This is a genomic window from Bacillus sp. FSL R9-9834 (assembly GCF_038006905.1).
Taxonomy (GTDB): Bacteria; Bacillota; Bacilli; order Bacillales; family Bacillaceae_G; genus Bacillus_A; species Bacillus_A pacificus.
Genome location: NZ_JBBOWD010000001.1, coordinates 3,240,496 through 3,255,616, shown reverse-complemented (window position 1 = coordinate 3,255,616; position 15,121 = coordinate 3,240,496). Strand labels below are relative to the sequence as shown.

The window sequence follows — 15,121 nt, the reverse complement described above, 5'->3', positions numbered from 1 at the left end:
TACAAGGTGAAACTTTAATAAGTTGAACATTCTTAGTTCATAATAAATTGTGCATCAAGAGGGAGAACGATAAGATGAATAGATTAGTTGGTTTAAAACAATTTGAAATAACGCGTGGGGAATTGTTTAAATTTATGGAGACGCTAGACGATAAAACTGCGGATACGCAGCCGAATGGTTTTAATAATACAATCCGCTGGCATATCGGTCACGTTTTAACGGCAGCAGAAGTTTTTATGTTTGGAAAAGAATTCAAACAATTACCAACGGAATATCCAGGTATGTTTGGATACGGATCAAGACCGTCTAAATGGAAAACAGAAGGACCAACGTTAGAAGTGTTAACGGCTCAATTAAAAGAACAAGCAAAGCGTATTAACGAAATTCCAGCAGAAGCATTTGAGAATAAACTGCCAGAGCCATTCCTAGGATTGGAAACGGTAGGGGAGCTTTACGGCATGATGCTTTATCATGAAGCGGATCATATTGGGCAAATGAAGGCGATGGAACGTATTATTAAAGCTCTTTAGTCTTAATTGCATATAACAAGCAATACAGGTGTAATGTTAAATAATATATACAAAAAAGGTAGATAAATTATTATCTACCTTTTTTGTATAACTTCTTGAAGGATTAGGGATTATCATCGTGATGCTGATGAAGAAGGGCGAAAAAAACAATATATAAGGATAAAAAAATTATTATTTTTATGATGGATTATTAATTATAGTATTCCTAAATATGGAATATACGTATAATAATAGAGAAGAACTAGAAATAGGGGTGAATACTATGATTACATTAGAACAAAAGTTGGAGCAATACACACATACATATGCACAGATAAAGGGAGAACTAAAATGGAAAACGAGTGATTCTCGAACAGGAATGATGATTGCTGCTATGTATGCAAGTAGTGATAAATTGCTTGATCTCAAACGTTTTTTAGAAATTAGTAGTTATATTAAGAATGAGGTAGGAATGTTTTCATACTTAAAGTCTTATCATCGTTTTGTAGTGGCCGCAACATTAGATATTCACTTTACAGATTACAAGAAAGCTTTTCGGAAGTTTTTAGATTTATATGAACAATTGGTCGCTGGTGGTTTTAGCCGGAGTATATTTACTTATCTTGCAGCGGCTGTGCTTTTAACAGAAGATAATGAACATCATGGCACGCACATTCAGCGTTCGATGCAAGTATATAAACGTATGAAAGAGGATCATCTTTTTCTAACAGGTACAAATGATTATCCGCTCGCGGTTTTATTAGCGGGACAATCAGAGCATGTAGAAACACTTATGGATCGAGTGGAGCGTCTTTATCAGAAACTAGCGAAAGCTGGCTTACGTAAAGGGAATGATCTTCAATTTTTAAGTCATATTCTTTCATTAAAGAAGGATGTCCGTGAAGAAATATTAGTTGCAACATGCACAAACATATGGAATTTGTTAAAGCAAGAAAAGGTAAAAGTGAAACAGATGCATTACCCAGCAATCGGGCTATTAGCGTTACTAGAGGATGGAGAAAAAGAGATTCATTCTATTAAAGCGTTGATTGAAAAATTGCAGGGAGAGAAATTATTCCGTTGGCATACAGATACGAATATTCTTATTGCTATTCAACTGTTCGTAAGTCAGAAAGGTGAGGAAAGTAAAGCTACCAACACAGGTTTACAAACTATGATAGAAGTCCTCATCCAAGCGCAACAGGCAGCTATGATGGCAACGATTGCCGCTTCATCTGCAGCAACCTCTTCTGCTAGTAGTAGTTCATAATGTGCAAATGCTTATGCTCTTGTAAATTATGATGAATTTATAACGAACGGTTTAAAAAATATTAATAAAAAAGCCCATTACTCTCTAATGAGTGATGGGCTATCTGTTTTTACATAATCAGCGTTATCTTTTCGACGCCTTCAAATATTTAAGTTGTGTAACAATCATAATGCTAATAACAACGAGTAAAAACCATGAGCTAATTTTGCTTAAGTGAACGAGATTCCATACTTCTCGTTGATTTGGATATTGCCATGCTCCGAAAAATGTTGCGATGTTTTCGGCAATCCAAATAAAGAATCCGATAAGAAAAAAGGAGAGAACGAGTGGCATTTTATATGTAACGCCTCGTAATGAAAATTCCACAAATGTCCGAAAGAAAACAATGAATAATAGTAAAGTTAATACCCACCTAAAGTCATATAGAAAATGATGTGTGAAAAAATTAAAGTAAATCATTGCTCCTAGCGGTACGGCAAAAATAGCCCTCGGCCAGAGATACATTTGTAAATGCAATCTTCTCCACGCTTGGCATATGTAACTTGCAACACTTGCATACATAAAGCCGCTGTAAAGTGGAACTCCAAAAACCTTTGAATATGCCTCTTCCGGATAACTCCATGAACCGAAATGAACTTTATATATTTCTAGTAAAAGGCCGATGAGGTGGAAGACAGTAATTACTTTTAATTCGTCTTTCGTCTCAAGGCCAGTCTTATACATAATCCACTGCATAAGAAGACATACGATGAGTATGAAATCGTAGCGGTAGAATCCTGGGATAGAAATGATTTTTGATAGGGCTAGTGTTAAGAAAATAACAACTGGGAATAAGCAAGATAATGCTTGCTCGTAAGTGAAGTATAGTAGTTGTTTTAAATAGAACATTGTGTCACCTTCGATTTTTTTGTTAGAAAACTCAAAATAATGATTAAGTATACTACAATTTAAAAAATATTCCAGTAGTCTATTTTGCATGTATTTGTAAGTTTTGGATAGAAATCGTAATAAGTATTTTAATATTTAACAAAGTAAAAAAATAGTTTGCTATTTAAAAAAAGTGGCGATATAATATCTAAATGAAAATGATAATTATTATCAATAATAATTACAAATAAAAAATAATTATAAAAAACAACTGAATATAAAGGATGAAATGAAACATGTTACATAAGCCTGCTGTATATGCTGGCAATAATCGCTGGCTACATATTAAGTTCATATGTTTCATGAGCTTAACAATTTTATCTTTAATCGGCTCTATATTTTTAGCTGTTGCATTTGGTGCAAAGGATATCCATTTGCAAACCGTATGGACAGCGGTTTTTGATTATAATCCGAAATTAACGCAGCACCAAATTATTTATGAATTAAGACTTCCAAGGGTAATTGGTGCAGCAGTTGTAGGAGCGGCTTTTGCAGTGGCTGGAGCTGTTATGCAGGGAGTAACACGAAATCCTTTAGCGGATGCAGGTGTGCTTGGCATAAATGCAGGTGCGATGTTTGTAGTAGCACTTAGTTTTGCCTTTTTCTCGCATATGCCGTATTCCTATTTAATGATTGTCTCCTTTATTGGAGCGGTCTTAAGTACAGTGCTCATTTTTATTATCGGATCAGCAACATCAGGCGGATTAACACCGATGAGGTTAACGATCGCTGGGGCAGTTATGGCTGCGCTTTTACATTCGTTAAGTTCAGGTGTCGCGATTTATTATGACTTAAGTCAAGATTTAGCGTTTTGGTACGCTGGTGGTGTTGCAGGTGTTAAGTGGGAACACTTGAAATTTTTAGTTCCTATTATTCTCATAACAATTCTTTTTGCAACAGTGATAGGGCGGTCTATTTCACTCATATCAATGGGGGATGACGTCGCTACGAATTTAGGAGTAAAAACGAACCGAACGAGAATACTAGGGATGATTATAGTAGTCATTCTTGCAGGTGTATCTGTTTCAGCAGTTGGTTCTATCGGATTTGTAGGACTTGTTATTCCGCATATTGCTAGAAAATTAGTTGGTGTGAATTATCGACTTATTATTCCTATGTCGGCGTTATTAGGAGCTATGTTATTAGTTTTAGCTGACTTAGGGGCAAGAACAGTAAATCCTCCTAAAGAACTTGCAATAGGAATTATGGTGGCTCTTGTTGGAGTTCCGTTCTTCCTCTATATAGCACGTAAAGTTGGGAGGGAGTTGTAAGTGAAGAAGATTTTAAACACGGATAAAAAGAGAGCCGTTACTGTAACTACAATATTTGGTTGTATTGGTCTCGCTGCTATTTTGCTTAGTTTAAATACGGGGACACTTAGCATTGCACCGCTCAAAGTAATTCAAACGCTTTTCGGTCATGGTGATTTTGAGAGCGCAACCGTGCTATACGATTATCGTATGCCAAGAATTATAATCACAATGTTAGCTGGTATTGGCCTTGGAATTTCCGGTGCGATTTTGCAAGGGTTATCAAGGAATGCGTTGGCCGATCCTGGTATTCTTGGACTGCATTCCGGTGCATCTTTCGGGCTAATTATATTCGTTACTTTCTTTCATTCTATTAATGAGAATGCATCGATTTTAATACCGTTATTTACATTTGGCGGAGGAGTATTAGCTGCATTTCTTATTATTTTACTTGCGAGTGATCGGTCAAAAGGTTTACTTCCTATTAGACTTATTCTCGTTGGTATTGCTGTTTCAGCTGGCTTTAGTGCAATTTCGTTATTTTTCTCCCTTAAGTTAAATGATGAGACATATACATTCGCTTCTAGATGGCTAGTTGGTAACGTGTGGGGAAGGGATTGGATTCATGTCTTTGCATTATTACCTTGGATATTCATACTAACCCCTTATGCGTGGCTAAAATCTAAAACGTTAAATGCATTGTCACTAGGTGATAGTGTAGCAGCAGGACTTGGTGTTTCTGTTCAAAAAGAACGGTTATTACTTTTAGCTACAGCGGTTGGATTATCTTGCGCAAGTGTATCGATGGCAGGAGGAATTGGTTTTATCGGTTTAGTTGCTCCGCATATCGCAAGGAAGTTAGTAGGTACTACCTATCAACACTTTCTTCCTTTAGCTGGTATTATTGGAATGATTATTTTAGTGCTAGCAGATACGATAGGCCGTTCTATATTTGAGCCAAACGCTATTCCGGCTGGTGTAGTAGTGGCCGCATTAGGAGCACCGTATTTTCTTTATTTACTTACAAAAACAAAATAAATACTTCAAAGAGGAGAACATATGAAAAAGAAACTTACTATTTTATTTAGCATCATGTGTATTTTAGTATTAGCAGCATGTGGTCAAACGAAAGCTAATGAAGAGACAACGAAAAAAACGGAAAAAACGGAAAAAAGTAATGATCCAAAAATTGCTTCTATGTCTATTCACTTAACAAATAATTTACTTGCATTAGGAATTACACCAGTAGGTTCTGTAATTGGTGGAGATTTAAAAGATTTCTTACCACATGCAAAAGAACAACTGAAAGATACGAAGAAACTTGGTGTTGTAACTGATCCGAATATGGAAGCGTTACTTCAATTAAAACCTACTGACATTTATGTGGATGAAAAATATGCGGGTAAAGATGTAGCGAAATACGAAAAAATTGCAAAAACGCATACTTTCAATTTAGATGAAGGTACGTGGAGAGACCATTTAAAACAAGTTGGTAAACTTGTAAACCGTGAGAAAGAAGCGAATACATATATTCAAGATTACGAAGAACAATCAAAACGAGTAAAAGGTTTAATAGATAAAGAGCTGGGTAATAACGAAAAAGCAATGGCAATTCGCGTTACTGCAAAAGAATTACGTGTATTTAGTACGAAAAGACCGATGGGACCAATTTTATTCCAAGACTTAGGATTACAACCTGCAAATGGTGTAGAGAAAATTGATGGAAACCGCCCTTTCGAAGTCATTTCACAAGAAGTATTACCTGACTTTGATGCAGATGCTATATTTGTTGTTGTAAATAGAGATGATAAAGCAAAAGCAGCATTTAAACAACTTCAAGAAACACCAATTTGGAAAGATTTAAAAGCTGTTAAAGGCAAGCACGTATACATTATCAATGACCAACCATGGCTTGATTATTCTGCTTTAGGAAACAAAATGGCAATGGATGAAGCGGAAAAAATGTTTACGAAATAATATCGATTCGTCGTTAGGAAGATCCTCTAAATTTAGAGGGTCTTTTTTTATTGTTAGAATAAATGAAAAATTATACAATGAATTTAATTTAACGTAGAGGAGATGTGCCAATGTCAGCGCTTATTGTAAGTATCCCGTCTATGAAACAGTTTATGGAACAAGGGGATAGATAGGCTAATAATTATCCCCGTTATTAAAAAGGGGGAGTTTGAAATGACGATGAATCTTTTTCAAAATAAAACGATTAAATTAACAGCTATGAGAGAAGCAGATGCTGAAGTAATGGCTATGTGGCAAGAGGATAGTGAGTATTTAAGAAATGTCGATACAGATGTAGCATTTCCACAATCGTTACAAGAAATAGCAAGTGATGGGTTATTAAAGGGACGGAGATCGAATAGTGTATCTTTCATGTTGAGGACAGTTCAAGATGATCGTTTAATTGGTTTTGTTGCAATTCATGGCATAGAGTGGAATAACAGAACGGGGTTATTAGCAATTGGTATAGGAGATGCAAATGATAGAGGAAAGGGATATGGAAGAGAAGCGATTTATCTTATCTTAAAATATGCTTTCTATGAATTGAATTTACACCGCGTTGGTCTTGATGTTATTTCTTATAACAAAGCTGCTATTGAGTTGTATAAAAAGATGGGTTTTCAGATGGAAGGCTGTATGAGAGAAGCAGTGCAAAGAGATGGGAAATGTTTTGATCGTATCATTATGGGGGTACTGCGGGATGAATGGATAGAGCTGCAAGATTAAAAATGCATTCTTATATGTGTAAAATGCAGGAGATATAACGATAATTGGCGAATTTTTACAATATACTGATTGAACTTATCCCGCGTTAACTGTCCGTAAACGTCCGATTGGTTCAACTAATAATAAGTGGGGGATGCCCCCCACTTATTAAAGTTTCACTTTATAAGGAGTCATGCAAAATGAATTTAGAAAAAGCAAAACCAGTAAATGAAGAGGTCGCTGAATTGAAGGAACTAATTAAAGAATTACACGGAAGTGTACATCAACTTCAAAGCGAAGTGCAGCAACTAAGGCACGAAAGACCGGTTGTTGAAGTGAGGAAAGGTGTTCAACTATCACCAACAATCGTTGGACAAATTGGTGGTATGATTTTAGGTGGATTAGTAATTATCGGTATATTTTGGTGAACGAAAAAAGGTATGCAGTTTAGCGCTGCATACCTTTTTCGTTGTTGTTATTTGTCGGTAAGTCGATATTCTCTGTCGAATCGTCGATATAATTTCATGCAATACAACTTTTACATTAAATAACGTAAATATATATAAGCATGTGATAATAGTAATGCAATGATTGTTAACGGCAAACCAATTTTTAAGAAGTCCATATAAGAGAAAGCATGTCCTTCACGTTTTGCAATACCAGCAACGACTACGTTTGCTGATGCTCCGATTAACGTTCCGTTTCCTCCTAAGCAGGCCCCAAGTGATAGTGCCCACCATAGTACTTCGATTTGCGGAGAATCAACAGATAGTCCGAGTCCTGTAGCTAAGTCTTGAATAAGTGGTATCATCGTTGCGACAAATGGGATATTGTCAATTGTTGCAGAGGCGATACCTGATACCCATAAAATAAGTACAGCGGCGAAACCGATATCGCCATTTGTGACGTCAATTACTTCTTTTGCGAGTGAAGAAATAAGTCCGATATCAATTAAACCACCAACGAGAACGAATAGTCCGGCGAAGAAGAAAATGGTTACCCATTCAACGTGGGCAAATACATCTTCAATATCATGTTCTTTCACACCGATTAACATAAGAAGTGTAGCACCTGTCATCGCGATAACTGCAGCATCTACATGAATAATCGAATGAAGTACAAAGCCTAAAATAGTTAGTCCTAAAATCGAAATGGATTTTAAAAGGAGGCTTTGATCTTTAATATAATCTTTTTCATTTAATGCCATTAATTTTTCGATTTGCTCAGGTGTTGTCTTTAGTTTGTTACGATACATGAAGTAAATAATGCCAAGTGTCACGATAGAAATAATAATTACGATAGGAGCTAAGTTAAGTAAAAAGGCATTGAAGTCTAAATGCTTATTTGCTGATCCGATCATAATATTAGGTGGATCACCGATTAATGTTGCTGTTCCGCCTATATTTGAAAATAATACTTCTGAAATCAAATAAGGAACAGGATTAACTTTTAAAATACGTGTAATGGATAGCGTAACAGGTACGATTAATAAGACGGTTGTTACGTTGTCCAAAAATGCTGATCCGACAGCAGTTAATAAGGATAGCAATAATAAAATACGGATTGGTTTTCCGCCGGCTGCTTTTGCCGCTTTAATGGCCACAAATTCAAATACGCCTGATTGACTCGTAATATGTACGAGAATCATCATCCCAATTAAAAGGGTAATCGTTTCCCATTGAATATGAGATGTGAAAGCAGTATGTAATTCAACAACTCCAAAAATAATCATAATAGCAGCACCGAATAGTGCGATTACAGCACGATTCAATTTCTCAGAAATAATAAATCCGTACGTGACTAAAAATACGGCAATTGCAAAATAATATTGCCAATTTGCTACTTCATGTGCTGATTGTTCCAATCATGTCACCTTCTTTAAAGTATGTATTTAATTGTCAAAATGTATCTCGCTGTATTCATACGGGATAAAATATATTGTAGCAAATTCAAAAAAGAAAGAAAACTATTTAACAAAGTGAAGGAAAAAATGATGATTTTACATATGATATAAAAAAATAAAGAAACACAGTGCAAATTATTAGGAAAAGTGGGCGTTGTCCTCTAATATAGAGATAGCAATTTACATTATTTTTGCGTAAAATGGTTTAAAGAGGTGAATTCCGATGGAAATAGTAAAAGATAGTTCTCTTATTCAAAATGAAATTGAACGTTTTGTAAATAAAGATGTATATATTCATTTAGAAACAACGAACGGAGCGTATGCGTCACACTTTAATGAAAAGATGATGACGGTTGGTGCATTCATTCGAAATGCAATTATTCGCTTTGAGCGCGGAAAGATTACTGGAACAAACCCATACCGAGTTGGTCTAAAGATGGATCATGGCTGGGTATATGCAGAAGGTATTACGCACTGGGAAGTAGACGATAAAGAGCGTTTATTACTTGCAGGGCACGATAATCAAGGTCGCTTAGCAGTTGCACTTGAGTTAAGCTTAACGCCATTTAAGTAAGAAGGAGGGAAACTTATGGAGAGACATGTACTTGTTGTATTTCCGCATCCAGATGACGAAGCATTTGCGGCGGGAGGAACAATTCGCTTATTAACAGATCAAGGAGTACCTGTAACGTATGCGTGCGGTACGCTAGGACAAATGGGACGTAACATGGGGAAAAACGTGTTTGCTAACCGTGAAACGATTCCAAATATACGTGAAAAAGAATTAAAAGATGCATGTGAAGCGATGGGAATCAAAGATTTAAGAATGCTTGGTTTCCATGATAAAACGTTAGAATTTGAAGATGTTGATTTCGTTGCAGACAAAATTGAAGCAATCATTCAAGAAGTAAATCCATCTCGAATTATTACATTTTATCCAGAGCACGGCGTACATCCAGATCATGATGCATTTGGCCGCGCTGTTGTTCGCGCCGTATCACGTATGTCAAAAGAAGAACGTCCAGTTATTCATGCGGTTGCGATTACGAAAAATCGTGAAGCTGTACTCGGTGAGCCAGATGTTGTAAACAATATTAGTGAAGTATTCGAGCATAAATTAGCTGCACTAGGTGCGCACCGTTCGCAAACAGAAGCGATGCTTGAAGAGACACACGCGAAAATCAAAAACAAAGATGCAGCAACATTAAAATGGCTGCAACTTGAACAATTTTGGACTTATAAATGGGAGTAGGCTAGAAGGGTATCTTCTAGTAGCTCTTACATAGAAAAAGCATCGTCATTTGTGACGGTGCTTTTTTAGTGAATAATCTTTATCTCGAACTCCATTCTTTTGTGAATTCATCATAATATGCTTCGCTCCAATGGTAGGGCTGCAATTCTTTTAACGGCTTAAAAATGATATCCTGTTTAGAATTTGTAATGGCGCATAGTACTTCTGGCCCCCAGTAAAATAAACGTTCTTGGCATACACCACAAGGTGATAATACTTTTAATTCAGAATGCTCATTTTCTCTTGCAAGACAAATAGAATGTGTAACTTTCTTTTGAAATTTATGCGCTTCTAAAATTGCACCTGTTTCCATACAAAGTTCTGTTGAAGCGTTTATAACGTCAGGTGCTACACTTGTATAAATGGATCCATCTTCTACACGGATTGCTGCAGCTCCGCCCCAACCATGTGGATATCTTTGGTCAATTAAACGTTTCACTGCATCATATAATTGTTGTTCAATGCTCAATTGTAGTTCCTCATTTCTATGTAATTTTCGATTCAATGCCTGTGTTATTTTTTTAGTAATACCGTTAAAAAAGAATAGACATCTAATTCCACACTATGGGTGCAAGAATTACTCTTCATCTGCATACTTTTCTTCTAAAGAAATTAATAGAGGAATGGATACAGTTACTAGAATGATTAAAGTAGTTATAAAAGATTTAGAAAGAGAAAAAGAACCTTCAATTAATAATTCAATCTATCAATTCAAACTATTCCTAATTATTCCATAAAAAGGTGTTGGTATCAAGGTATCCTTCTAACAAATATTCCGAGGCTGAGCACTAGAAAAAGAAATACAATATGTAATATAATTGAAAAAGTATATTTAAAAATTGATGTTAATATTACCCTCCTATAAGTATTAACATACGTAATTGAGGTGTTTTCTTTGTTGTTTTATGATCGAATTTCTATAATGGCCCCTCCTGTTCCGTAGCTAAAGAAAGTCTTTTTATTTCTGAGATTTTCAAAGTTATAGGAGGGTATGAAAAATGAAAAAAGTCTCAGTACCATCACTGTTGTTAATGATTATTCTTGTCGCATTTCCGCAAATTAGTGAAACGATTTACACACCGTCTTTACCGGACATTTCAAAGGCGTTACATGTAAGTAATAATGAGGTACAGTTAACGCTTAGTGTGTATTTTGCTGGATTTGCTTTAGGTGTATTTTTTATTGGATGGTTATCAGATATAATTGGCCGTCGCCCGGCAATGTTACTTGGAATTGTCGTATATGGCGTTGGGAGTTTCTTATGCTTTATTGCAAATTCCATTGAAGTTTTATTAGTAAGTCGTTTTATTCAAGCGTTTGGAGCAAGTGCAGGATCAGTTGTGACACAAACGATTCTACGTGAAAGTGTAGAAGGGCATAAGCGCCACGTTATGTTTGCTCAAATTTCGGCAGTTATTGCTTTTACACCAGCGATAGGACCGTTAATTGGTGGCTTTCTTGATCAAATGTTTGGATTTAAAATCGTATTTTTAAGTTTAGTAGTTATGAGTGTCGGTATTTTTCTGTATACGTTTGTTTCTCTTCCGGAAACAAAAACGGGCTCAGTGACGAATAAAATAAATGTGTTTTCAGTCTTGAAGAGGTTAATTACAAATCCGAAAGTAGTAACATACGGGTTATTAATTGGAGGAGCGAATGGTGTTTTATTTAGCTACTATGCAGAAGCGCCGTTTATCTTTATTGAATACTTTCAGTTATCGCCTAGTATGTATGGATTTTTAGGGATTGTTGTTGCGTCTGCTTCTATTATTGGAGCGAAAGTTTCAAAACGTTTACTTGCTACTTATAAACCAGAGAAAATTATATATTTCGGTTGTCTCATAATGACAGGAGGAGCTATCCTTTTATCTGTTATTACGTTTGTGGGATCAAATCCGAATGTAATATATATGGTTGTATTTTTAATAGCGATGTTTATATTGCTATTAGGAATCGGAGTAGCGCTACCTAACTGTTTAAGTTTAGCATTAGTAGATTTTCAAGATGTTATTGGTACAGCCGGAGCTTTATTTAGCTTAGGGTACTATGTAATTGTAACGATGACAATTTTGGGGATGAGTCAGCTGCATACGGGCTCGTTACTCGTGATGCCACTTTATTTTCTGGCTATAGTCGTTATCATGATGGTCTTTACTAAAGTGTTTATTTTAGGTAAACAAACTTCAAAAACGATTTAAATATGTAATGGTAAAAGAGTCTCATTAAAAATGAGACTCTTTTATATTTTATCCCGCTGTTTTGAGGTAGTAAGATTCCTGCCTCAAAATTAGATTAAAGAAGTTAGTAGTTTATTAATATATTAAATTTCTGGTTGGTATATGAATCGGATGCGTGGGAAATTACGTTATCAACTATAATGATTGAAGTACATGAGATGTGAAACCGAGGGAAAATGCTCTCCTCGGTTATTTATACTGTAATAATATTTATACCGGAATCATATTGAATAGATGTATTTTATTGTTAATTCAGTTGAAATTCAAACGTAATCATGCATATTAATTTATTGAAAAAATAATTGAATTTTTCAGATTAATGAATTAATATAAGGTAAGTAATTTTAAGATTTATAGAATATTGGAAGATGAAAGGTTTTGAGAATTTTATAAGAAGCAATAAAAACGATTTTAGGATAGCTTTAAAGCTAGTGTAAAATGACGTTTGCTTCATCATTTTCAAGGCCGAAAAGAATTAGGGGAAAGCATCTTGTTTTAAAATGCGGCTATGAATCATCTAAGAGGGGGAAGTGAAGTGGCAAACAAAGAATTGAAAAGAGGTTTAGAAGCACGGCATATTCAAATGATTGCTTTAGGCGGAACAATTGGTGTTGGTTTGTTTATGGGGTCAGCCAGCACGATTAAATGGACAGGTCCGTCGGTTATGCTTGCTTATGCAATTGCAGGTATTTTTATCTTCTTCATCATGCGTGCAATGGGAGAAATGTTGTATATGGAGCCAAGTACAGGGTCATTTGCAACGTTCGGTCATAAGTATATTCACCCGTTAGCTGGTTATATGACAGCGTGGAGTAACTGGTTCCAGTGGGTTATCGTTGGGATGTCAGAGATTATCGCGGTTGGAGCGTATATGCAATATTGGTTCCCAGATTTACCAGCTTGGATACCAGGTGTAATTGCAATGGTTATTCTTGGCGCAGCTAACTTAATTTCTGTTAAGTCATTTGGTGAATTTGAATTTTGGTTTGCGATGATTAAAATTGTTACGATTCTATTAATGATTATTGCGGGATTTGGACTTATTTTCTTTGGAATTGGTAACGGCGGAGAAGCGATTGGTATATCAAATCTTTGGTCAAATGGCGGTTTCTTTACAGGTGGTTTCTCAGGATTCTTCTTTGCTTTATCACTTGTAGTTGGAGCATATCAAGGTGTAGAATTAATCGGTATTACTGCTGGTGAAGCGAAGGATCCGAAGAAGACACTTACAAGAGCGATTCAAAGTACAATTTGGCGTATTTTAATTTTTTACATCGGTGCTATTTTCGTTATTGTAACTGTGTATCCGTGGGATCAATTAAGTACAATTGGTAGTCCGTTCGTAGCAACTTTTGCGAAGGTTGGTATTACGGCAGCAGCTGGACTTATTAATTTCGTAGTTATTACAGCGGCAATGTCTGGTTGTAATAGTGGTATTTATAGTGCGGGTCGTATGCTATATACGTTAGGTGTAAATGGACAAGCACCAAAATATTTCACGAAACTTTCTGGAAATGGTGTACCTTTATTCGGTACAGTTGGCGTAATTATCGGTTTAGCGATTGGTGTTGTATTAAGTTATATCGCACCGAAAAATTTATTCGTATATGTATATAGTGCGAGTGTACTTCCTGGTATGGTACCATGGTTTGTCATTCTAATTAGTCAAATTAATTTTAGAAAAGAAAAAGGGGCAGAGATGAAAGATCATCCTTTCAAAATGCCATTTGCTCCTGTTACAAACTATTTAACAATTGCCTTTTTAATTATGGTATTAATCGGAATGTGGTTTAACGATGATACGCGCATTTCATTAATTGTAGGTATCATTTTCTTAGCTATCGTTACAATTAGTTTCTATGCTTTCGGAATAGGGAAACGACCTCCGTTAGATGTTCAAAATGATCAAGAGATTTCAAGTAAATAAAGATAGTAAAAAAGTCCGATTTCTCATTTGGAAATCGGACTTTTTGTTATTAAAACTTTTCTAAAACGATCTTCCCAATTGTACTGCCGCTTTCAAGCAGTGCATGTGCTTTTTTTACATTTTCAGCGTTAATTGGTGTAAATGTTTCATTTAAAGTAGTCTGTAAAATGCCTTCATCTAGTAGTTCGCTTACTTTATTTAATAGTTCGTGCTGCGTAATCATGTCTCCAGTTTCATACATCGCTTTTGTGAACATAAATTCCCAAACGAGTGTAGCACTTTTACTTTTTAAAATGCCCATCTCAAGAGGGTGCTCATTTTCTACGATAGAGCAAATTTTTCCTTGCGGTTTAATGAGGTCACATATTGCTTGCCAATGTTGATCTGTATTGTTTAGGCAGAAAATATAATCTACATCTTTTAGCCCAAACTCTAATATTTGTTCTTGTAAAGGTTGGTGATGGTTAATGATATAATCGGCACCGAATTTTTCAACCCAGTGTATCGTTTCATTGCGGGATGCAGTTGTGATAACATTTAGTCCGGCCCATTTCGCAAGTTGAATGGCAATTGAACCTACACCACCAGCACCGCCTATAATTAAAATGTTTTTAAAGGAGTTCGTATCTTTCTTATTATAATCAATACCTAAACGTTCGAATAAACCTTCCCAAGCTGTAATAGCTGTTAACGGAAGTGCTGCAGATTCAGCATCACTTAACGTTTTAGGTTTTTTACCAACGATTCTTTCATCAACGAGGTGGTATTCACTATATGTACCTTGTCTCGTAATGCTTCCAGCGTAAAACACTTCATCGCCTTCTTTAAATAACGTACAACTTTCGCCAGTTTGCACGACAACACCACTAGCATCCCAGCCAAGTATTTTCGCTACATCTTCTTTTTTATCTTTCGGAGAGCGAACTTTTGTATCAACTGGGTTAACGGAAATAGCGTTAATTTTAACGAGTATATCTCTTCCTGTGGCAACAGGTTTTTCAACTTCTAGATCAATTAAACTGTTTTCTTCTTCAATAGGTAAGTATTCATGTAAACCAATTGCTTTCATTTATATTCCCTCCATTA

General features: G+C 35.7%; 15 protein-coding genes and 1 pseudogene. 11 read left to right on the top strand and 5 right to left on the bottom strand.

Annotated elements, in window-relative coordinates; genetic code table 11:
- The first annotated feature begins 74 nt into the window (after window positions 1–74).
- Both MKY00_RS16935 and MKY00_RS16930 read left to right on the top strand, forming a co-directional pair.
- Entirely contained in the window at window positions 75–530 is a 456-nt protein-coding gene (locus MKY00_RS16935) for a DinB family protein (protein ID WP_001081131.1), read from the top strand.
- A 211-nt stretch (window positions 531–741) separates the two neighbouring features.
- The gene (locus tag MKY00_RS16930; RefSeq protein ID WP_029141169.1) at window positions 742–1,779 is read left to right on the top strand and encodes a DUF4003 domain-containing protein; all 1,038 of its coding nucleotides are present in this window, start codon (window positions 742–744) and stop codon (window positions 1,777–1,779) included.
- Window positions 1,780–1,902: 123 nt separating this feature from the next.
- Here MKY00_RS16930 and MKY00_RS16925 read toward each other — a convergent pair whose 3' ends face one another.
- Window positions 1,903–2,667 (bottom strand): DUF817 domain-containing protein, encoded by a 765-nt coding sequence (locus MKY00_RS16925; RefSeq protein ID WP_016718140.1) that lies wholly within the window; start codon window positions 2,665–2,667, stop codon window positions 1,903–1,905.
- Between the two features lie 275 nt (window positions 2,668–2,942).
- Here MKY00_RS16925 and MKY00_RS16920 point away from each other — a divergent pair, with 275 nt between their 5' ends.
- The 5 genes from MKY00_RS16920 (at window position 2,943) to MKY00_RS16900 (ending at window position 7,105) form a co-directional block, all read left to right on the top strand.
- Window positions 2,943–3,977 carry a FecCD family ABC transporter permease gene (locus MKY00_RS16920; RefSeq protein WP_016718139.1) on the top strand — a complete coding sequence of 345 codons (1,035 nt, stop codon included), beginning with the start codon at window positions 2,943–2,945 and terminating at the stop codon, window positions 3,975–3,977.
- Window positions 3,978–4,994, top strand: coding sequence for a FecCD family ABC transporter permease (locus MKY00_RS16915; protein ID WP_016718138.1), 1,017 nt, complete (start codon window positions 3,978–3,980; stop codon window positions 4,992–4,994).
- A gap of 21 nt (window positions 4,995–5,015) precedes the next feature.
- A complete protein-coding gene (locus MKY00_RS16910; RefSeq protein ID WP_016718137.1) occupies window positions 5,016–5,933 on the top strand; it encodes an iron-hydroxamate ABC transporter substrate-binding protein in 918 nt (305 codons plus the stop codon).
- 213 nt (window positions 5,934–6,146) lie between these two features.
- The gene (locus MKY00_RS16905) at window positions 6,147–6,698 is read left to right on the top strand and encodes a GNAT family N-acetyltransferase (protein ID WP_016718136.1); all 552 of its coding nucleotides are present in this window, start codon (window positions 6,147–6,149) and stop codon (window positions 6,696–6,698) included.
- Between the two features lie 179 nt (window positions 6,699–6,877).
- Window positions 6,878–7,105 (top strand): hypothetical protein, encoded by a 228-nt coding sequence (locus MKY00_RS16900; protein ID WP_016718135.1) that lies wholly within the window; start codon window positions 6,878–6,880, stop codon window positions 7,103–7,105.
- 110 nt (window positions 7,106–7,215) lie between these two features.
- Here MKY00_RS16900 and MKY00_RS16895 read toward each other — a convergent pair whose 3' ends face one another.
- A complete protein-coding gene (locus MKY00_RS16895; RefSeq protein ID WP_016718134.1) occupies window positions 7,216–8,541 on the bottom strand; it encodes an ArsB/NhaD family transporter in 1,326 nt (441 codons plus the stop codon).
- 262 nt (window positions 8,542–8,803) lie between these two features.
- Between MKY00_RS16895 and MKY00_RS16890 the strand changes: the two genes are divergently transcribed.
- Window positions 8,804–9,154: a YojF family protein gene (locus tag MKY00_RS16890; protein WP_000407039.1), complete on the top strand. Its 351-nt coding sequence runs from the start codon at window positions 8,804–8,806 to the stop codon at window positions 9,152–9,154.
- A gap of 15 nt (window positions 9,155–9,169) precedes the next feature.
- On the top strand, window positions 9,170–9,832 hold the full coding sequence (gene bshB2 / locus MKY00_RS16885; RefSeq protein ID WP_000439461.1) for a bacillithiol biosynthesis deacetylase BshB2: 663 nt from the start codon (window positions 9,170–9,172) through the stop codon (window positions 9,830–9,832).
- Window positions 9,833–9,911: 79 nt separating this feature from the next.
- Here the strand turns inward: bshB2 and MKY00_RS16880 are convergent, their stop codons facing one another.
- Together MKY00_RS16880 and MKY00_RS30215 are read right to left on the bottom strand one after the other, a co-directional pair.
- Window positions 9,912–10,340, bottom strand: coding sequence for a cytidine deaminase (locus MKY00_RS16880; protein ID WP_016718133.1), 429 nt, complete (start codon window positions 10,338–10,340; stop codon window positions 9,912–9,914).
- A 108-nt stretch (window positions 10,341–10,448) separates the two neighbouring features.
- Window positions 10,449–10,565 (bottom strand): annotated as a pseudogene (locus MKY00_RS30215) (DUF5823 family protein); the annotation flags it as partial.
- A gap of 304 nt (window positions 10,566–10,869) precedes the next feature.
- On the opposite strand from MKY00_RS30215, the gene MKY00_RS16875 reads away from it, so the two are divergent.
- Window positions 10,870–12,069 carry a multidrug effflux MFS transporter gene (locus tag MKY00_RS16875; RefSeq protein ID WP_016718132.1) on the top strand — a complete coding sequence of 400 codons (1,200 nt, stop codon included), beginning with the start codon at window positions 10,870–10,872 and terminating at the stop codon, window positions 12,067–12,069.
- A 574-nt stretch (window positions 12,070–12,643) separates the two neighbouring features.
- The gene (locus tag MKY00_RS16870; protein WP_016718131.1) at window positions 12,644–14,035 is read left to right on the top strand and encodes an amino acid permease; all 1,392 of its coding nucleotides are present in this window, start codon (window positions 12,644–12,646) and stop codon (window positions 14,033–14,035) included.
- Between the two features lie 49 nt (window positions 14,036–14,084).
- Here the strand turns inward: MKY00_RS16870 and MKY00_RS16865 are convergent, their stop codons facing one another.
- Window positions 14,085–15,104, bottom strand: coding sequence for a zinc-binding alcohol dehydrogenase family protein (locus MKY00_RS16865; RefSeq protein WP_016718130.1), 1,020 nt, complete (start codon window positions 15,102–15,104; stop codon window positions 14,085–14,087).
- Between the last annotated feature and the right edge of the window lie 17 nt (window positions 15,105–15,121).